Annotated in this window: 22 protein-coding genes and 3 tRNA genes; 10 read left to right on the top strand and 15 right to left on the bottom strand. The window is 35.8% G+C overall.

Annotation, left to right across the window (positions count from 1 at the left end):
* Positions 1–26: 26 nt before the first annotated feature.
* Genes hemE through SAUT_RS03345 form a run of 3 tightly spaced genes read left to right on the top strand, consistent with a single transcriptional unit; the run spans position 27 to position 3,675 of the window.
* Positions 27–1,064 carry a uroporphyrinogen decarboxylase gene (gene hemE / locus SAUT_RS03355; RefSeq protein WP_013326467.1) on the top strand — a complete coding sequence of 346 codons (1,038 nt, stop codon included), beginning with the start codon at positions 27–29 and terminating at the stop codon, positions 1,062–1,064.
* Positions 1,048–2,004, top strand: coding sequence for a radical SAM protein (locus SAUT_RS03350; protein ID WP_013326466.1), 957 nt, complete (start codon positions 1,048–1,050; stop codon positions 2,002–2,004). Before hemE ends, SAUT_RS03350 begins: the two co-directional genes overlap by 17 nt.
* On the top strand, positions 2,005–3,675 hold the full coding sequence (locus SAUT_RS03345; protein ID WP_013326465.1) for a Na/Pi cotransporter family protein: 1,671 nt from the start codon (positions 2,005–2,007) through the stop codon (positions 3,673–3,675).
* On the opposite strand, the gene SAUT_RS03340 is transcribed toward SAUT_RS03345, so the two are convergent.
* From SAUT_RS03340 to SAUT_RS03320, 5 genes are all read right to left on the bottom strand, one after another.
* Complete coding sequence (locus SAUT_RS03340; protein ID WP_083778297.1) at positions 3,659–3,940, bottom strand: DUF2905 domain-containing protein; 282 nt, start codon at positions 3,938–3,940, stop codon at positions 3,659–3,661. The two genes, SAUT_RS03345 and SAUT_RS03340, sit on opposite strands and share 17 nt — an antisense overlap.
* The gene (locus tag SAUT_RS03335; protein ID WP_013326464.1) at positions 3,888–4,385 is read right to left on the bottom strand and encodes a SixA phosphatase family protein; all 498 of its coding nucleotides are present in this window, start codon (positions 4,383–4,385) and stop codon (positions 3,888–3,890) included. The genes SAUT_RS03340 and SAUT_RS03335 overlap by 53 nt, the downstream gene beginning before the upstream one ends.
* A gap of 79 nt (positions 4,386–4,464) precedes the next feature.
* Positions 4,465–4,539: transfer RNA gene (locus tag SAUT_RS03330), tRNA-Asn, on the bottom strand.
* Positions 4,540–4,564: 25 nt separating this feature from the next.
* A tRNA-Asn gene (locus tag SAUT_RS03325) sits at positions 4,565–4,639 on the bottom strand.
* Positions 4,640–4,663: 24 nt separating this feature from the next.
* Positions 4,664–4,740, bottom strand: a tRNA-Met gene (locus SAUT_RS03320).
* Between the two features lie 213 nt (positions 4,741–4,953).
* Here SAUT_RS03320 and groES point away from each other — a divergent pair.
* The 5 genes from groES (at position 4,954) to SAUT_RS03295 (ending at position 8,459) form a co-directional block, all read left to right on the top strand.
* Entirely contained in the window at positions 4,954–5,214 is a 261-nt protein-coding gene (gene groES, locus SAUT_RS03315; protein ID WP_013326463.1) for a co-chaperone GroES, read from the top strand.
* Between the two features lie 35 nt (positions 5,215–5,249).
* Positions 5,250–6,893 carry a chaperonin GroEL gene (groL, locus tag SAUT_RS03310; protein ID WP_013326462.1) on the top strand — a complete coding sequence of 548 codons (1,644 nt, stop codon included), beginning with the start codon at positions 5,250–5,252 and terminating at the stop codon, positions 6,891–6,893.
* A 252-nt stretch (positions 6,894–7,145) separates the two neighbouring features.
* Positions 7,146–7,697 carry a YceI family protein gene (locus SAUT_RS03305; RefSeq protein WP_013326461.1) on the top strand — a complete coding sequence of 184 codons (552 nt, stop codon included), beginning with the start codon at positions 7,146–7,148 and terminating at the stop codon, positions 7,695–7,697.
* Positions 7,698–7,772: 75 nt separating this feature from the next.
* Entirely contained in the window at positions 7,773–8,222 is a 450-nt protein-coding gene (locus SAUT_RS03300; protein WP_013326460.1) for a hypothetical protein, read from the top strand.
* Positions 8,223–8,459, top strand: a complete 237-nt coding sequence (locus tag SAUT_RS03295) for a hypothetical protein (RefSeq protein WP_013326459.1) — start codon at positions 8,223–8,225, stop codon at positions 8,457–8,459.
* A 9-nt stretch (positions 8,460–8,468) separates the two neighbouring features.
* Here the strand turns inward: SAUT_RS03295 and exbD are convergent, their stop codons facing one another.
* From exbD to SAUT_RS03255, 8 genes are all read right to left on the bottom strand, one after another.
* Positions 8,469–8,861, bottom strand: coding sequence for a TonB system transport protein ExbD (exbD, locus tag SAUT_RS03290; protein WP_013326458.1), 393 nt, complete (start codon positions 8,859–8,861; stop codon positions 8,469–8,471).
* The gene (exbB, locus tag SAUT_RS03285) at positions 8,848–9,297 is read right to left on the bottom strand and encodes a TonB-system energizer ExbB (protein WP_013326457.1); all 450 of its coding nucleotides are present in this window, start codon (positions 9,295–9,297) and stop codon (positions 8,848–8,850) included. Before exbB ends, exbD begins: the two co-directional genes overlap by 14 nt.
* On the bottom strand, positions 9,298–10,074 hold the full coding sequence (locus tag SAUT_RS03280; RefSeq protein WP_245534122.1) for a sensor histidine kinase: 777 nt from the start codon (positions 10,072–10,074) through the stop codon (positions 9,298–9,300).
* 52 nt (positions 10,075–10,126) lie between these two features.
* Entirely contained in the window at positions 10,127–10,786 is a 660-nt protein-coding gene (locus SAUT_RS03275) for a response regulator transcription factor (protein ID WP_013326455.1), read from the bottom strand.
* On the bottom strand, positions 10,776–11,783 hold the full coding sequence (gene pyrC, locus SAUT_RS03270) for a dihydroorotase (RefSeq protein ID WP_013326454.1): 1,008 nt from the start codon (positions 11,781–11,783) through the stop codon (positions 10,776–10,778). Before pyrC ends, SAUT_RS03275 begins: the two co-directional genes overlap by 11 nt.
* Before the next feature lie 48 nt (positions 11,784–11,831).
* Positions 11,832–12,173, bottom strand: coding sequence for a hypothetical protein (locus SAUT_RS03265; protein ID WP_013326453.1), 342 nt, complete (start codon positions 12,171–12,173; stop codon positions 11,832–11,834).
* Positions 12,174–12,244: 71 nt separating this feature from the next.
* A complete protein-coding gene (locus tag SAUT_RS03260) occupies positions 12,245–13,615 on the bottom strand; it encodes a phosphomannomutase/phosphoglucomutase (RefSeq protein WP_013326452.1) in 1,371 nt (456 codons plus the stop codon).
* 79 nt (positions 13,616–13,694) lie between these two features.
* The gene (locus SAUT_RS03255) at positions 13,695–14,009 is read right to left on the bottom strand and encodes a hypothetical protein (protein ID WP_013326451.1); all 315 of its coding nucleotides are present in this window, start codon (positions 14,007–14,009) and stop codon (positions 13,695–13,697) included.
* A 217-nt stretch (positions 14,010–14,226) separates the two neighbouring features.
* Between SAUT_RS03255 and SAUT_RS03250 the strand changes: the two genes are divergently transcribed.
* Complete coding sequence (locus SAUT_RS03250; RefSeq protein WP_013326450.1) at positions 14,227–14,445, top strand: cold-shock protein; 219 nt, start codon at positions 14,227–14,229, stop codon at positions 14,443–14,445.
* A 30-nt stretch (positions 14,446–14,475) separates the two neighbouring features.
* Here the strand turns inward: SAUT_RS03250 and SAUT_RS03245 are convergent, their stop codons facing one another.
* Together SAUT_RS03245 and pta are read right to left on the bottom strand one after the other, a co-directional pair.
* Entirely contained in the window at positions 14,476–15,528 is a 1,053-nt protein-coding gene (locus SAUT_RS03245; protein ID WP_013326449.1) for an acetate/propionate family kinase, read from the bottom strand.
* A complete protein-coding gene (gene pta, locus SAUT_RS03240) occupies positions 15,525–17,609 on the bottom strand; it encodes a phosphate acetyltransferase (protein WP_013326448.1) in 2,085 nt (694 codons plus the stop codon). Before pta ends, SAUT_RS03245 begins: the two co-directional genes overlap by 4 nt.
* A gap of 59 nt (positions 17,610–17,668) precedes the next feature.
* Between pta and SAUT_RS03235 the strand changes: the two genes are divergently transcribed.
* A complete protein-coding gene (locus SAUT_RS03235; protein WP_245534121.1) occupies positions 17,669–18,112 on the top strand; it encodes a YchJ family protein in 444 nt (147 codons plus the stop codon).
* The last annotated feature ends 10 nt before the right edge of the window (positions 18,113–18,122 follow it).

Raw genomic sequence — 18,122 nt, 5'->3', positions numbered from 1 at the left:
TAAAATTCAATGCAGGGAGGCACTAAATGCCGACTCGTAAAATATTTGTAGATGCATGTTTTGGTAAAGAGACACCGTACACACCCGTATGGATGATGAGACAGGCTGGTCGTTATCTGCCGGAATATATGGCAGTACGCGCGAAAGCCGGAAATTTTTTAAACCTTTGCCATAACCCTGAAATGGCATGTGAAGTTACGCTTCAGCCAGTAGATATTGTCGGTGTTGATGCTGCTATACTTTTTAGCGATATTCTTGTCATACCTGATGAAATGGGAATGAATTTATCATTTGTAAAAGGAGAAGGTCCGAAATTTTCAGACCCGATTAAAAATGAAGAAGATATTGACAGACTTATAGGCGGCGAAGAAGCGGCAAGCAAACTTACATATGTATATGACACAATAAAGCTTATTAAGACAAAGCTTGCTGATGATAAAGCCCTCATAGGTTTTACAGGTTCACCTTGGACACTTGCAACATATATGATAGAAGGACAGGGAACAAAAACATACAATGTATGTAAAAAAATGATGTACGCAAACCCTGAACTCCTGCATAAAATTCTGGCAAAAGTAACAGAAGTTGTAAAACTTTACATGCAAAAGCAGATAGAATCTGGCATAGATGTTGTGCAGATTTTTGACTCATGGGCTGCTGCAATTGAGCCAAACAAATATGATGAATTTTCTTGGAAATATATGGTAGAGATTGCCGAGTATCTAAAAGAGAAATACCCACATATTCCTATCATTATGTTTCCTAAAGGTATTCCTGCATTTTTAGATAACGTGTATGGTAATTTTGATGTTTTCGGTGTCGACTGGTCTACTCCAATGGAGTTAGCAAAAGAAAAACTCGGAGACAAATATGTTCTTCAAGGAAATATGGAACCATGCCGTCTTTATTCTAAAGAAGCGACAACTGAAGCGGTAGAAGATATTCAAAATGTTATGCAGGGTAAACGCCATATATTCAACCTGGGTCATGGAATTCTTCCTGATGTTCCTGTTGAAAATGCAAAGCACTTCATACAAGAGTGCCATCGTGTCAGCAAAAAATAATATAATTTTCGGCCCTGTAAACTCACGCCGTTTCGGCATGAGTTTAGGCATAGACCTCTCTCCCTCAAATAAACAATGTAATTTTGACTGTCTTTACTGTGAACTCGCTCCAAGTGCGACTGTAGATAAACAAACAGAGGTTGTCTCAGTCGATGAAATCATAAATGAGCTTACAAAACATCTCCATGATAAAATTGATGTGATAACACTCACGGCAAACGGTGAGCCTACACTTTACCCTTACCTTGATGAACTCATTGATGCAATCAATAAAATAAAAGGTGAAACAAAAACGCTGATACTCACAAACAGTGCAAGTTTGGTTGATGAAAAAGTATTTGCTTCACTCTTAAAACTTGATGAAGTGAAACTCTCACTAGATGCCGTAAGCAGTGACATTTTCAAAAAAATAGACAGACCGCATCCCTCTATAACAGTAGAAAATGTTGTACAAAAAGTTATAGAATTCAGCCAGACCTATAAAGGAAAACTTTTTATTGAGATACTTTTTGTACATGGTTTGAATGATACAAAAGAGGAAATACAAAAACTCAACGAAGTGCTACATAAAATAAAATGTCAAAGAGTAGACATCGGCACCATAGACAGACCGCCTGCGTATCCGGTTATGGGGGTAAGCTATAAAGAGTTACATGACATCGCTCTTAAATTTGATTCTACTCTGCCTATACATATAGCTTCAAGAATACATGCCGAACCAAATAATGTATATCATACAAAAGAGGAAATACTCAACACACTTGATAAACGACCTTTAACAATGGAAGATATCAATTTACTTTTCGATGAAAAAAGCAAAGAAAATTTAAATGATTTGCTTACATGTAACGAGATAGCAATCAAAAAAGTCGGAAATTTAGAGTTTTATATACCTGCAAACAATCTAAAAAGAAAGCGTAATAATAGTAAAGAGCGTTAGATGGAGCATTATCAGATTTGGATTGAAGCATTTTCCGGTTTAGGGCTTTTCCTCTTTGGGATGCTCTACCTTGAAGAGCAGATAAAGTTTTCTGCAGGGCATGCATTCAAACAAATCGTTCAAAATGCAACAAAAACACATTTTAAAAGTCTTTTAACCGGTATTTTCTCTACTGCACTTTTTCAAAGTTCTTCCATTGTGACACTTATGGCCCTCTCTCTTGTCGGAGCACAACTCATGAGCTTAGAAAGCAGTATAGCCATTATACTTGGCAGTAATATCGGTACAACAGTCACGGCTTGGATTGTTGCTATTGTCGGCTTTAGTATGAACATTAAACTCCTCTCATATGCTGTTATAGGCATAGGAGGGTTAGGACAGGTTTTAAGTTCTGATGCATCAAAATGGAAAAATTATTTTGGTATTTTAGTCGGTTTTGGTCTTATATTTTTAGGACTTGAAGGCATGAAAGAGAGTTTTGGCGATGTAGCCCAAAACTTTGATATATCAGTATATGCGTTTTCCACTCCCTACTGGTATGCTTTAATAGGGCTGACACTTACTGCTGTAATTCAATCTAGTTCTGCTTCTATTGCCATAGCACAAAGTGCCCTGTTTACACATGTAATCGGTTTTGAAGCGGCAGCTGCTTTTGTTGTTGGAGCCAATATTGGGACAACTATAACTGCTCTTCTTGGTGCCATTGGAGGAATTCCTGACAAAAAAAGAGTAGCCTTTGCCCATTTATTGTTTAATCTCTCAACAGGAATTGTGAGTCTACTCTTCTTATACCAATTAATTACTCTGGTAAACATTGCATTTTCCCACGTAAACGGAGTTATTAAAATTGCAATTTTTCATACACTTTTTAATGTTTTAGGGGTTCTAATATGGTACCCGTTTATTGCATTTTTAACTGCTTTTACACAAAAATATTTTCATAAAACACAAGACAAGGTGACAAAATTTATATGTAATGTATCTACAGAGGTACCCGAAATTGCAATAGAAGCACTAAAAAAAGAGATAAAAAACCTCTCAAAAAAAGTTGAAGAATTTGCACTGCTTGCTATAAATGTACCGCCGCCAAAAGTTCTTGATGAGAATATGGCAATAGATAAAATTTTAGATAAATACACCAGTAATTTTAATGTTGAATATGAAAAGGTATATGAAAAAATACGTCTTTTAGAAGGTGAAACATATCGTTATGCTTCTGAACTTTCAACTGTGAATAATGATGAAGAATACAATAAGGATTTAAACAAGCTAACTGAAGAGGTAAATCACCTCGCCACCGCTGCTAAAGTCATAAAAGATATGCTGTATGATTTGGACTATTTTTATAATTCCAACACAAAAGAAGAGCAGGAATTTTATAAAAATATACGCTACCAGATACTTAAAAATATACAAGCTTTCAACAAAGCAATGCAAGGTGATGAAAACTCAATCAAAGAAATGGATGAAATTTATAAAAGAATTTCAGATGCTTATAAAAAAAGCACACTCATTATAAAAGATATTGCGAAGGACCATAGCATCAAGTCTGACGTAACAACAATGGCAATTAATGATATGCATTCAATCAAAAGTTTTTCAAAAGCAATGTACAATATATTAAAATTAAAAATTAATGTCAATGGAGATGGTCTTAATGAAAAAATTTAGAGTAGAGTGAAAACAGGATACTTAAAACTACACTTATCAATATCATACTTGTTATTGGAAAATAAAAACTGAAATTCTCTTTTTCAACAACTATGTCACCAGGTAACCTGAAGAGATGTCCATTAAATAGATAAGCCAAGATTCCTAAAACAATAAATAAAAATCCGATAGAAAAAAAGAGTTTGTACAATTTTTGGCCTTTTTTTATAATTTTATGATATTTTATTAGACTTCTTAGGATAATCAAACCATAGCAACTCAGCATATTTACGACTAATATTTTTCCACTCTTTTGTATCAAATTTTATACTAACAACACCGCCTGTAGGTATGTTTTCTTCAAAGTCAACATACTTCTCAACAAGCATATTCAGTCCGGGATTGTGCCCTATCAAAAAAACTGTTTCATATTTATCATCTAGTGAGTGTAAAATATTTTCTAAAGTATTCGGCGATGCTTCATATATATCTTCTATATATCTAATCTTTTCATCATAGCTAATCTCTTTAGCTATTGCTTTAGCTGTCTGTTTTGCTCTTTTTGCAGGACTGGAGAGTATAATATCAGGATAAATGCCTTGTTGTTTCAGGCGTTTACTCATTTGGGGAGCATCATTTTTACCTCGTTTATTTAAAGGTCTTTCAAAATCGTCTAAATTCAAATCTTTCCAGCTTGATTTTGCATGTCTGATTATGTAAAGTGTTTTCATTGATTCTATCCTCTTTTTATTTTTGACAGGACTAAGTAAAATTAGATTATTTTTAAAATATATTATATTGAAAGGAATGTGGCTCCGGATACTGGATTCGAACCAGTGACCAAGTGATTAACAGTCACCTACTCTACCGCTGAGCTAATCCGGAATATAAAAAAGTTGTTTAAAAAATATGGCTCCGGATACTGGATTCGAACCAGTGACCAAGTGATTAACAGTCACCTACTCTACCGCTGAGCTAATCCGGAATATTTATAAACACTCTTAATAAATGGTGTCAGAGGGGGGACTTGAACCCCCGACCCCCGGCTTATGAGACCAGTGCTCTAACCAGCTGAGCTACCCTGACATCGTTTAAGAGGGTGGAATTATACATATATTAAACTTTATTTTTACTAAAATAGGCTTTTTTTTAGTAATTTAAACTCAAATAAAAATTTATCAAATAAGTTTACATGTAAACATAAGATAAGCTTAGTCAATATGACTAAAGGTATTGACATTTTTACTTTTTTTTTGTAATATTCTTCTCATAAATTAATAATATTTGTAAGGAGATATAATGAATTTTACACCTTTAGGAAAAAGAGTATTGGTTAAGCGTGTTGAAGAGACTAATACTACGAGTTCAGGTATTATTATCCCGGATAATGCGAAAGAGAAACCTTCTCGCGGAGAAGTTGTAGCGGTAAGTTCAGAAGTAAATGAACTAAAAAATGGAGATGAAATTATTTTTGGTAAATACTCCGGAAATGAAGCTACACTCGATGGCGAGCTGTATATAGTGTTAGATGTTGATGATGTTTTCGGAATCATTGGTTAAGTAAAAAAATTAAAAAGATATAAGGAGTTTAACAAATGGCAAAAGAGATAATATTTTCAGATAATGCAAGAAACAAACTCGCACGCGGAGTTGAAAAACTCACAGATGCGGTAAAAGTGACAATGGGACCTCGCGGTCGTAATGTTTTAATACAAAAAAGCTACGGTGCACCTGTAATCACTAAAGACGGTGTTTCAGTTGCTCGTGAAGTTGAGTTACAAGACAAACTAGAAGACATGGGAGCACAACTTGTAAAAGAAGTAGCTTCAAATACTGCTGATGAAGCGGGTGACGGTACTACTACTGCAACAGTTCTTGCAAATGCCATATTTAGCGAAGGGCTTAGAAACATTACAGCCGGTGCGAACCCTGTCGAAGTAAAACGCGGTATGGACAAAGCCTGTGACTCAATTTTAGAGAACTTAAAAGCAGCTTCTAAGTCTATCAAAGACAAAAGTGAAATTGCACAGGTTGCAACTATTTCGGCAAACTCTGATGCAGAGATCGGTGCAATGATTGCTGAGGCTATGGAAAAAGTCGGGCAAGACGGTGTTATCACTGTTGAAGAAGCAAAAGGTATTGTTGATGAGCTTGATGTTGTTGAAGGTATGCAGTTTGACCGTGGATATTTAAGCCCGTATTTCATTACAAATACTGAAAAAATGACAGCTGAGATTGAAAATCCTTGGATTTTACTTGTTGACAGTAAAATAGCGTCACTCAAAGATTTGCTTCCGGTGTTAGAACAGGTTCAAAAAACAAACCGTCCTTTACTTATCATCGCTGAAGATGTAGAGGGTGAAGCATTATCAACTTTAGTTGTAAACAAACTTCGTGGTGTGCTTAACATTTCTGCTGTAAAAGCGCCAGGTTTTGGAGATAGAAGAAAAGCTATGCTTCAAGACATCGCAACACTTACAGGTGGTACTGTTATCTCAGAAGAGACAGGCTATACACTAGAAGGTGCAGAAATTTCTATGCTCGGTCAAGCAGCACGTATTGTTATAGACAAAGACAACAGTGTCATAGTTGACGGCGCAGGAAGCGAAGAAGCGGTAAAAGCTCGTATTGCTGAAATCAAAACGCAAATCGAAGCCACTTCAAGCGAATATGACAAAGAAAAACTGCAAGAACGTCTTGCAAAACTCAGCGGTGGTGTAGCAGTAATCAAAGTTGGTGCTGCAACTGAGACTGAAATGAAAGAGAAAAAAGACCGTGTTGATGATGCGCTTTCAGCTACAAAAGCAGCTGTTGAAGAAGGCATTGTCATCGGTGGTGGAGCGGCACTTGTTCGCGCTGCTGCAAAAGTAAGTATAGATGACCTTGAAGGTGATCAAAAAATCGGTGCTGAAATCATATTACGCGCTGTAAAAGCTCCTGTAAAACAAATCGCGCAAAATGCAGGATTTGATACTGGTGTTGTTGTCAATGCAATCGAAAATGCAGACAATGAAAACATTGGTTTCAATGCTGCAACAGGTGAATACGTAGACATGTTTGAAGCAGGTATCATCGATCCATTCAAAGTTGAGCGTGTTGCACTTACAAATGCTACGTCAGTTTCAAGTCTACTTCTTACAACGGAAGCGGCAATTTTTGAACTTCCAAAAGAAGAAACTCCAGCACCGGATATGGGAGCAGGAATGCCTCCACAAATGGGAATGCCGGGTATGATGTGAGACACGTAAAGAAAACGACACCTGCGTGTCGTTTTTAGTGTCGGAACCGGAAGCGTTGTCTGAAAGACCGACGAGGACTTACCTTTTACGAGAACTTCTTCTCGTTTTTAGCGTCGGAACCACAGATGATGTCCGAAGGACCATCGAGGACTAACCTTTTTCTCCCTTTTAATCTCTTCTATAAAATAATTATCTTATTTTTATAAAAAATATCTATGTTACAATGCTTCTAACTAACTCTTGGAGCATACTATGAAAAAAGTAATACTTATACTTCTCACGCTGGCGACTATTGTCTTTGCAAATGAATGCAGATATGATGCAAAAACCTTACATGTAACGTGGGAAGCTTATAAAACACCCCTGAAAATCGGTGTAGGAGGAACATTTGACAATATTTCGATTAAAGCTGCAGATACAAAATCTGAAAAGTCATTTTTAAAAACGAGTACTGTAATCATAGACACATCCTCTATAAATTCAAAGAACAAAGGACGTGATGCAAAGCTCGTAAAATACTTTTTTGCCGTGCAAGGTGTCAAAAACATCACTGCAAAAGTTGTCTCACTCAGTGATAAAATTATCAATATAGATATCACAATGAACGGAGTAACAAAAAATATACCTATGAAACTCAATACTTCTGATAAAATAGAAGCACAAGGCTATATTGACCTTGCGGACTTTAATATGCTTCCATCTCTTGCGGGCATCAACAAAGCCTGTTTTTCAAAACATAAAGGCAAAACATGGCAAGATGTTACAATAAAATTTGAGTTGCAAACACATAAGAACTGTAAGTAAAAACAACCTTTTGCAGCCTGTTTATAATTGATTATCCAAATGTCACTACACTTAGAAAACAAAAAGGACTAGCATATGAGTAACAAAATTTTTATCATAACAGTTTTTATAAGTAACATTGCGTTTGGTTCCGTTCTGCCAAAAATCGACCTGCAAAGAGTAGTAAACACTAAAAGTACAAACAAACTTACTACAAAGATAAGTACACAGCTTTTTAATCGCGGGCTTGAAAAACATATTGCCAAAGCAAAAGTAAAAAATTCACTTATGCATGACGATGAACTCAATGCTATAATGGCTCACAACATTGTCAAAACTCTCAAAACAGTAAACGAGAAAGATATTGTTGATTTTTTAGCGCAATCTGCCTTGAGAGGGAAAAAAGTTGATTTAAGTTCTTATTCTACTCTTATTGCTTTAGTACAAAAAAGTTCTCAAGCACTTTTAGACAAAGAGACTCTTTTCCATATAGAAAAGGTCTCTCTTGAAAATGAAAGCCTCAAAGCGATGAGAGTTGTTTCGTAAATGAAAATTGAAAATCCTTTTGAATCAGGGCATATAAAAAACTATATTTTGTTATATGCAAGTGTTGTCGTTATTATGGTATTATTTTTTATCGCTACAACACTTTTTAATGATGTAGATAAAGTAGAAAAAAAGAGTTTTAATACAGATGTTTCTACGATAAAAAAACTGCAAACATCCGAAAAAAATACTCCTAAAAAAGAAAAAAAGTTCAAACTGCTTGACAAAGCATACTAAAGTATAAAACTACTCTTTAGTAACAATATACAATTGTTCATGCCCCAGTTTTTTCAAGATATCCATCACACTCACAAAATCCTGAAATTTTGAATTTTTATCACTTCTAAGTACTACTGTTTGGTCTTTTGCAACAGCGGAGAGTTTTTGTTGCAGGGCTTTTAAATCGACTTTTTCTTTATCAAAATACATCTCACCTTTTGCATTGACATAAACCGTGACCTCTTTTTTTGTATCTTGCTTTTCTGTCGCTTTTGCTTCTGGTAAATTCACGGGAATAACACCCTGCTTTATAAAAGTTGCCGTTGTAAGAACCATAACTAACAACACAAGCATAATATCTATAAAAGGTATTACATTTATCTGGTCAAACTTTTTAAAATGTTTTTTACACTTCTTCATGAGCAACATCAAACTTTGTTAAGATTCTTTCGACTTTTCTCAGTACAATTGTATAGGCTACAATTGCCGGAATAGCTACAACAAGTCCCATTGCCGTTGCTTTAAGCGCAAGGGCAAGTCCTACCATGATTTTTTTGGCATCCACAGCACCCAAATCACCCAGACTATAAAAAGTAATCATAATACCTATAACCGTTCCAAGAAGTCCGACATAAGGAGCATTTGCACCTATGGCACTGATAACATTAATATTGTCTGTTAAATCAAGTTCCAGATTATCTCTGTGTTTATAATCGTCTATGCGTACACTCTTGTAAAACATCATTCTCTCTATAAAAAGCCATAAAGTAACAATACTCATAAGTATTAAAGTTCCCATAACACCGTAGTCAAGTGCCTGTTCTGCATATGCCATAAAATCATTTGTTATTTGCATTTATTTTCCTGTTTGTTCTTTAAATTTTAACTCTACTGTTGTACCGATATTTTTTGATGATTCAAATATCAACTCTATATTATTTCTTTCACAAAATCTCTTCACAAGGTTTAACCCTATACCAAAACCCTGCATATTCTTATTTGACTGGTAGTAATTATCAAATATACGGATAAGTTCTACCTCATCCATGCCTATACCATAATCTTTTATTGTAATAGAACTGTTTTGAACTTCAATATCTATATTTTTTGAACTCTGTGAGTATTTTACCCCATTATCAATAATATTGTCAATTACTTTACTTAGGCCTTTTTTATCGCCAAAAATCTGCATTTCTTCTAGAAAGAGACTAAAGTTCATTTGAGGATATATTTGTTTTACAAATGCCACTCTTTGTTCAACCAGCTTATCAACAAAAAAGGCCTCTTTTATATTCTGATTCGTCTGCATTCTAATCAAATAATCAAGCTCATTATAGCGCTCTTTAAGCATCATACAGGCAGAGTCGATGCGCCCTATACGTTTGAGTGTTTTTTCATCATCGCTGTTTTTACTTAGAAGCTGTGTAGTTGTAGTAATTGTACTGATGGGAAGATTCAATTCATGCAGGGTCTCTTTTGAAAGATTTTGCAAATCATGCACATATTCAGCCAAAGGATCAACTGCAAGTTTAGATATAAATATACCTGAAAGAATGACAAAACAAAGAACGATTACAGCAAACAGGTAGAGATTTTCTACATGTAACACATTTAAAAAATAATATGCAAGCAACAAAAATCCTATAATCGTTGAGAAATAATAGATAAATATATTAATACGAAGGCTACGAAACAAGTTTATACCCGATACCACGAATGTTTTCTATGCTCATTGTCGGAAGTAACTGCTTAAGCCTGTTAATATAAACCCGTATAGCACCATCACTCCCTCCACCCTCAGAACTGGTCCATAATTCATCATAAATGAGCTCTTTTGGCACAGGTGAATTACTATGATTCAGTAGCAACACAAGCAGTTCATACTCTTTTTTGGAAAGTTCCAAAACTTCTTCATTATAATAGATACATTTGTGAACTTTATCATGGCATAGTTGTCCAACACATTCCGCTTCTTTTGCTTTGCTTCTTTTCATAAGAGCCTGCATACGCAGTAAAAGCTCAGTATTGTCAAATGGCTTTGTCAAAAAATCATCACAGCCACTTACAAAACCGCGTTGGAGCATCTCTTTTTCTTTATGGGAGGTTAAAAATATTGCGGGAGTGTTATCTTCGGCACCTCTTAAATCACCAAGGAGTGAAATACCGTCAATAAGAGGCACGTTAATATCTAACAGGTAGATATCAAACTTATTGTCATATGTTGCATCAAGTGCATCCTGTCCATTTGGAAAATGGACTACATCATGTCCCTCTTCCTCTAGCAAATCAACTAAAGTCTCCCCAAACAAGAGGTCATCTTCGAGCAGGAGTATTTTAATCGACACTCTCTATAGCCCACCCAATCACTTCACCTGCGTACATAGGCACGACACCCGCATAATTTTCAGGAACTAAGAACGGCCTTTTTTCCAATGTAACTTCTTTAAATTCTGGGCAAATTCCATAAATATTTTGCGCATTGTCACTTACAAAGGCTTGCAGGTTATCAAGCTTGTCAAACTGCTCAAAAATTTCTACAAGAAGCTGCAAGGAAATAGGTGCTGTGAAAATACCGGCAGCACAACCGCAAGACTCTTTTTTATGCTGTGGATGCGGAGCAGAATCAGAACCGAACATTACTTTTGGATGGGCTTCAAGCGCTACACTTAAGAGTGCATCCAAATCTTCGGGTCTTTTTGCAATCGGCTTGCAAAAAAGATGCGGTCGCATTAAGCCGCCTATAACATCATCAAGTGTCAGTAAAAGATGATGCACGGTAATAGTTGCATACAAATTTGGATATTTGTCCAACATTGCAACAGCTTCTTTAGTAGTGATATGCTCCATAATGATTTTCAAATCAGGAAAGTTCTGCGCCAAAAGTTCATAAATACTCATAAATTCGGCTTCTCTGTCCATTACAAAGCCATCTGTCTCGCCATGCACACACAAAGGAATACCTAAGTTGCTCATTGTCTCTAAAGTAGTACGCATCTCTTCAATATCAAAAGAGCTGACACCTTCCTCTGAGTTTGTAGTAATTCCTGCAGGATAAAGCTTAATAGCTGTTATTTCATCCACTATGCTTTCTAAAAACGCTTTGTCATAGTTTTTATAAAAAAGTGTCATATATGGTTCAAAATAATCATTTGGAACCGCTGCCATAATACGATCTCTATATGCCAAAAGATCTTCTCTAGTTTCAACAGGAGGTACAAGGTTAGGCATTACAATAGCCCCGCTGTAAGTATAGGCGGTTAATGGTGCTACATTTTCAAGCATTACACCGTCACGAAGATGCAGGTGCATATCCAAAGGCATTAAAAGTGTATGAGTTTTCATCGAGATTTCCTTAATTTTATCAGTAGACTTATTATAGCTAAATCGTTGTTAAATACCCCATAAATATACATCGCTTACTGTAATAATCATACCGATAAACGCAAGCAATTTGTATAAATGGCTGATTTTAATAAAAGGCTTTCCATCTATGAAAATACCAAGCTGAACAGCGGAAACAAGCAGTGATGAGAGAATAAGAAACCCATAAGAAGCGAGTAAAACTATGTACCACGTTTTGTGTGTCAAACCATATACCAGTAGAGCGACAATAGCAGCAAAAACAATAGCATTTTGAATGTTCATATTTAAATTTGATTGTTCTTCTTTTTTATAAACACGGGCTATTTTAAAATATAAAAAAGCGAGAAAAAGCATAGTATAGTAAAGCATTAGGTGAACTCCGTAATTTTTAAAAGAATTTTATCTAATTAAGATTAACTAATCTTTATTATAGCTATAAATTATAAACTTTCTTTTGCTTTTACTATTAAATCATTTATTGCTTTTTCATAATGTTTTGCTTCTTTTTCTGCTGTTGACTCAAAGCGTGTAACTAAAACAGGTGTCGTGTTACTTGCCCGTACAAGACCCCAGCCTTTTTCAAAGTTTATACGCACACCGTCCACGTCTATGATATCTTTGATGGCAGGAAAATCTGATGGTGGATTTTGAAGCAGTTCTTTTACCTTGTCGATAATTTTAAATTTCTCGTTCTCAGTAGTCTCTACTTTTATCTCTTCGGTAGAATAAACTTTTGGCAGTTTGGCAAGTTCTGCATCTAAATCTATACCGTCTTTTATAAGTTCAAGTACTCTGAGCGTCGCATAAATAGCATCGTCATACCCGAAGTAACGGTTTTTAAAGAAAATATGCCCACTGACTTCACAAGCCAAATCTGCATCTATCTCTTTCATTTTTACTTTTAGGTTTGAGTGCCCTGTTTTATACATAACAGCTTTGGCACCGCGACGCTCAAGTTCATCATACATCACCTGTGAGCATTTTACCTCTCCGACAATGGTCGGTTTATCCATTTTCATAGCAAACAAAAGAGCGAGCATATCGCCTTTAATGTTATTTTTGTGTGTAAGAACGGCTATGCGGTCTGCATCACCGTCATAGGCAAAAGCAATGTCTCCCTCTTTTTCAAGCAGCTCTTTTACATCTTGTAAATTTTCTTCTACAGAAGGATCGGGATGATGATTTGGGAAAGTTCCATCTGGTTCAATATAGAGCCCTTTTGTATTAAGTTCTAACTTCTCAAAAATCTCTGGAAGAACCACACCGCCTACGCCGTTCCCACAGTCATATACTATTTTAGTGTCCATGCCTTTGAGATGTTGAAATTCATTTACCAAAAAGTCTATGTATCGCTCTTTTGCATTTATTTTTGTCACATCTCTTGGTGCAGGTTTTGGCATATCCAAAGTTGCGCACTCACGTCCAAGCGCATAAATATCTTCACCAAAAAATGGAGATTTGTCTACTGTGATTTTAAAACCGTTGTATTCACTTGGATTATGTGAGCCAGTTATCATCACCGAAGCAGACGGTGTAATCATTTGATTTTCTACTGCCCATTCCTGATAATTTGTAAAGTAATTTACAGGAGTCGGAACAAGCCCCATATCAAGCACTTTTTTCCCGCCGGCATTAAGACCTTTTACCAAATATTCAAAAAGAATCGGTGAGTGACTTCTTGCATCATAGCCTACAGCGACAAATTCACCATCTATTTTAGAGGAAAGTGCAAATCCTATTTTCGTGACACTTTCTTCATTTAATTCTTTTTCGTATATTCCACGTATGTCGTATTCTCTATAAATGCTCAAAATCAAAACCTTCTAAAATTGTTGAGAGAATTTTACAACAATATTAGTTAAGCTTTGCTTCTCTTTTAGGTTAAAACCCTTATATCTTTATATCGAGTTTTTTATAATCCCTTTTTTCAAACATCTCTTTAAGTATACGTTCACCATCTTCTTTTGACAAATCAGCTATAGATTTTTTACCGTCATATCCAACGTCTTGTAAAAACTTTTGAAACTCTTGAAAATTGGAAACTATTTTTTCAACTGTCTCATCTACACTATTGTGCTTTTCATTTACATGTAAAGAAATATCTTTTAGATTTTGAGCAATCTCTTTTTTGATTCCTTTAACTTCATCTGAAGAAAGTTTTTTTGTATATAAATTTTTAATTACATTATTTGATGCTACATTCATACTTATAGTATCGGTTTTTCAGGGGAAAAACCTTAATAAATTAATAAAAATTATACAAATTTGCAAATTTGTTTGGTTATTTTAAAAAAAGCTGATATACTGTTGCCAAGTGAAAGATGAGGCGTGAATTCATCTTTAGTGTGATTTTTGATCTATGTGTTAAAACCTCCTAAAGACTCTCCCAATTTTTTGACAAATTTATATAAAAGGCTAGACAATGGCAGAATTACAGGACGGATCAGTTAAATGGTTCAACGATGAAAAAGGTTATGGTTTTATTCAACAAGACAATGGTGGAAAGGATGTATTCGTACACTTCCGTCAAGTAAATAACAATGGTGGTGGACGTGTTTCACTTGCTGAAGGTCAAAGAGTAACTTTCGAAGTTGGTGAAGGTCAAAAAGGCCCACAAGCTGAGAACGTAACTCCACTTTAGTAGTTAACTTCACACCCTTTATACAGGCTTTTATGCCTGTGTAATTTTTCTATTCTTTAAAACCCACAAACACTCATTTATAATTTGCAGCTCTTCATTTGTTTTTATGACCAATGATTTTATATTTTTCAATATTTTATTATTCATGACCTTTTCCCGTACATAAGAAGAATTTTCTCCTATACCGCCGCTAAATACAACGGCATCTACCTCTTCAAGTACAATCATATAGGCTCCTATGTATTTTTGAATACGACGCACCATAATATCGAGTGCCAATTTTGCTCTCTCATCACTGCGACGTTCTATATTTCTGACATCATTTTCACCGCATAAACCAAGCAATCCTGATTTTTTGTTAAGTGTATTATCGACTTCATCAGCACTTAAACCCAACTCATTTTGCATAAATAACGCTATAGCAGGGTCAATATCGCCACATCTCGTTCCCATAACAAGTCCTTCAAGCGGAGTAAAGCCCATAGAAGTATCACAGCTTTTTCCATTTTTAATCGCGCAGGCACTCGCTCCGTTTCCAAGATGCAGTGTGATGATATTAGTCTCTTGTACTTTTTTATTTAATAGTGCTGCCGCTTCTTGAAGTAAATAGGCATGGGATGTTCCATGAAAACCGTAACGGCGGATTTGATTTTTTTCATACATCTCATAAGGCAATGCGTACACAAATGCCTCTTTTGGAAGGGTTGCATGAAAAGCTGTATCAAAAACAGCTATTTGCACAGTATCGGGTGCTTTATGGCGTATGACTTTTATACCTTCGAGATTTGCCGGATTATGCAGAGGTGCCAAAGGAATCAAATCTTTTATTGCTTCAATTACCTCATCATCTATCAATACAGAATTTCTGAATTTCTCGCCGCCGTGAACGACTCTGTGTCCTACCGCGTCAATGTCTGCGAAGTTTACATGTAAACTCTCTATGGCCTCAAAATGATTTTTTACAGAGGAGTTCGGCTCGCCGATATGTTCTACCAGTTTATTTATTATCACTCTGCCGCTTGGCATCTCAAAGAGTTTAAACTTCAATGAAGAACTGCCTGAATTGATGACAGCAATTTTCATTCGTTTTCTCCCGCCTGAATGGCTGTAATAGCTACGGTATTAACGATATCTTCCACAAAACAGCCTCTGCTTAAATCATTGACCGGTTTTTTGAGTCCCTGCAGGACAGGTCCGATGGCAATTGCACCGCTGGAACGCTGCACTGCTTTGTAGGTATTATTGCCGGTGTTTAAATCAGGGAAAATAAATACCGTTGCCTCTCCTGCGACTTTTGAGTGTGGCAGTTTGATTTTTGCCACGCTTTTATCTATCGCTGCATCGTATTGGATAGGACCTTCGACAAGCAAATCCAGTCTTTTTTGCTGGACTATTTTTGTCGCTTCTCTCACTTTATCTACATCAAAGCCATGCCCGCTCTCCCCTGTTGAATAAGAAAGCATAGCTATCTTTGGCTCAATTCCAAACATTTTTGCACTTTGTGCTGAAGCAATGGCAATTTCTGCAAGTGTGGGAGCATCCGGGTCTTGATTAAGCGCACAATCACCATAAACAAGCACCTTAGTTTTAAGACACATAAAAAAGACGCTTGAAACAACAGAAAAACCGGGCTTAGTCTTTATAATCTGCAAAGCCGGACGAATGGTATCTGCCGTTGCATGGTTGGCTCCGCTGACCATACCATCTGCATAATCAAGATAGACCATCATTGTTGCAAAATAGTTTACATGTAACATTGCATCTTTTGCAGCGTCTTTTGTAAGCCCTTTGTGTTTTCTAAGCTCATAAAAAGTCTCTGTAAACTTTTGTATAAGGGGGGATGTGAGATGATTGACAATCTGGGCTGCTGACAAATCAAGCCCCAGACGCATATAACGCTCTTTAAGTTCTTTTTCGTCCCCTATAAAAATGATGTCTGCTACATCTCTTCGCAAAATTATCTCCGCCGCTCTTAAAATTCTCTCATCACTTGATTCTGGCAGAACAATTCTCTTTTTATTTTGTGAAGCCATAAAGAAAAGTTTATACTCAAACATCTGCGGTGTCATAATGTCATTGTATGTCGTTGCAATTTTTTCTTCAATACTTTGAATATTTACACTGCTATTAAAAAGCCCGAGTGCAAGAGCAATTTTTCTCTGTGCGTTGACGCGCAGTTTTGAGTGGACGTTCATTATATTTGTCGCAGTTTCAAAAGTATCGGTATCAACGGAAAGAATAGGTACTTTAAAACTGTTCAGTCCGGCTATAAGTTTTTGTATATTTTTGTTAAGCTTCATGCTGAACGGGAAAATAATAGCACTGATATTTGGATAACTTGAAGAATGCAAAGCTCCAAAAAGCCCCAATATTATGTCTGATCTGTCAGCGGGAACAATAATCAAATCTTCTTCTTCAATGTGTTCTAAAAAATTATCGAGCGTCAGCGCGGCAACTTTTACATTTTTTATAACCCTTGCATGGTCATACGCTCCAAGCATAACCTCTTTGGCTCCAAGAGACTCAATAACATCATCAATAGTAGGCAGATTCAACTCCTGCACCTCTTTTAAAAGGTAAACAGTATAAGAAACTTTTTCAAACATTTTTTGAAGCTGCTTATGTTTTTCATCATCAACCCGATTTACAAAGGTAGCAAAATGCGTACATCCCTCAGAGGTTAAGTACTCATTTTCAATTAACATATTTTCATAAATCTCTTTTGCCGTAGCATCATCCGCTTTTATGATATTTATCGTCGGTGCTGCGAAATTTTGGGCAATTTTCACGTTTAAATCATAACTGATAGTCGAGGTTAAAAAAGAGCGCCTGATGCCTTCGCATAAAACAAAATCATACTCACGTTCAAGTTTTTTAAATTTATCTATGAGCTGGGTTATAAGGGAATTGTCCTCTTTTTTGGAAATCATCTCTTCGACTTCTTTAATATCAAAACCGTAACATTCTTCATAGTTCATATCTAAATTATAACGCTGTAAAATAAAGTCTATATCACCGTTTCGTATATTTTTATCAAAAATTATTGGACGGAAAAAAGCGACACGATGCAGTTTGCGCTTGAGAATTTCCATCATCCCCATAGAGACAAAGAGTGTTCCGGCATTTTTTTCCTGTGCAGATATATAGAGTGACTTTATTTTCATTTTTCTACCCTTGTCATAAACCTTATTGTAAACATAGTATAATTCTATCTAAAAAACGGATGAGTATGTGTATTTGTGGAAATGATTTAGATTTTAATGAATGTTGCGGTCCGGTAATTGAGCAAAAAAAAGCCGCGCAAACGCCTGATGAATTAATGCGAAGCCGTTACAGTGCTTATGTTTTGGCAAACGGTGAGTATCTGGTTTACAGCAGTGCCGCACAAAACCGTTATATGAATGATATTACCCTTATAGAAGAGTTTTCAAATTCTGTCAAATGGCTGGGACTCAATGTGTTACATGTAAAGATCGACAGCGTAGAATTTAAAGCATATTATCGTGATAATGAGGGCATAAAAGTCCTGCATGAAAAAAGTAATTTTATTAAAGAAAATGGTTTATGGAAATATGCAGATGGAGAACTTTACAACTCAAAAATAGAGAGAAATGAAAGCTGTCCCTGCGGCAGCGGTAAAAAATATAAAAAGTGCTGCGGCAAATAAACTGGATATA

Source organism: Sulfurimonas autotrophica DSM 16294, assembly GCF_000147355.1.
Lineage (GTDB): Bacteria > Campylobacterota > Campylobacteria > Campylobacterales > Sulfurimonadaceae > Sulfurimonas > Sulfurimonas autotrophica.
Note: the sequence above shows the minus strand (reverse complement) of the source record. Positions and strands in the feature narration are given on the sequence as shown.

What these genes read in the sequence shown, in the direction of transcription:
- hemE (WP_013326467.1), top strand. Translation starts at nt 27, where the DNA reads ATGCCGACTCGTAAAATATTTGTAGATGCATGTTTTGGTAAAGAGACA.
- SAUT_RS03345 (WP_013326465.1), top strand. Translation starts at nt 2,005, where the DNA reads ATGGAGCATTATCAGATTTGGATTGAAGCATTTTCCGGTTTAGGGCTT.
- SAUT_RS03340 (WP_083778297.1), bottom strand. Translation starts at nt 3,940, where the DNA reads ATGCTGAGTTGCTATGGTTTGATTATCCTAAGAAGTCTAATAAAATAT.
- SAUT_RS03335 (WP_013326464.1), bottom strand. Translation starts at nt 4,385, where the DNA reads ATGAAAACACTTTACATAATCAGACATGCAAAATCAAGCTGGAAAGAT.
- groES (WP_013326463.1), top strand. Translation starts at nt 4,954, where the DNA reads ATGAATTTTACACCTTTAGGAAAAAGAGTATTGGTTAAGCGTGTTGAA.
- groL (WP_013326462.1), top strand. Translation starts at nt 5,250, where the DNA reads ATGGCAAAAGAGATAATATTTTCAGATAATGCAAGAAACAAACTCGCA.
- SAUT_RS03305 (WP_013326461.1), top strand. Translation starts at nt 7,146, where the DNA reads ATGAAAAAAGTAATACTTATACTTCTCACGCTGGCGACTATTGTCTTT.
- SAUT_RS03300 (WP_013326460.1), top strand. Translation starts at nt 7,773, where the DNA reads ATGAGTAACAAAATTTTTATCATAACAGTTTTTATAAGTAACATTGCG.
- SAUT_RS03295 (WP_013326459.1), top strand. Translation starts at nt 8,223, where the DNA reads ATGAAAATTGAAAATCCTTTTGAATCAGGGCATATAAAAAACTATATT.
- exbD (WP_013326458.1), bottom strand. Translation starts at nt 8,861, where the DNA reads ATGAAGAAGTGTAAAAAACATTTTAAAAAGTTTGACCAGATAAATGTA.
- exbB (WP_013326457.1), bottom strand. Translation starts at nt 9,297, where the DNA reads ATGCAAATAACAAATGATTTTATGGCATATGCAGAACAGGCACTTGAC.
- pyrC (WP_013326454.1), bottom strand. Translation starts at nt 11,783, where the DNA reads ATGAAAACTCATACACTTTTAATGCCTTTGGATATGCACCTGCATCTT.
- SAUT_RS03265 (WP_013326453.1), bottom strand. Translation starts at nt 12,173, where the DNA reads ATGCTTTACTATACTATGCTTTTTCTCGCTTTTTTATATTTTAAAATA.
- SAUT_RS03255 (WP_013326451.1), bottom strand. Translation starts at nt 14,009, where the DNA reads ATGAATGTAGCATCAAATAATGTAATTAAAAATTTATATACAAAAAAA.
- SAUT_RS03250 (WP_013326450.1), top strand. Translation starts at nt 14,227, where the DNA reads ATGGCAGAATTACAGGACGGATCAGTTAAATGGTTCAACGATGAAAAA.
- SAUT_RS03245 (WP_013326449.1), bottom strand. Translation starts at nt 15,528, where the DNA reads ATGAAAATTGCTGTCATCAATTCAGGCAGTTCTTCATTGAAGTTTAAA.
- pta (WP_013326448.1), bottom strand. Translation starts at nt 17,609, where the DNA reads ATGAAAATAAAGTCACTCTATATATCTGCACAGGAAAAAAATGCCGGA.
- SAUT_RS03235 (WP_245534121.1), top strand. Translation starts at nt 17,669, where the DNA reads ATGAGTATGTGTATTTGTGGAAATGATTTAGATTTTAATGAATGTTGC.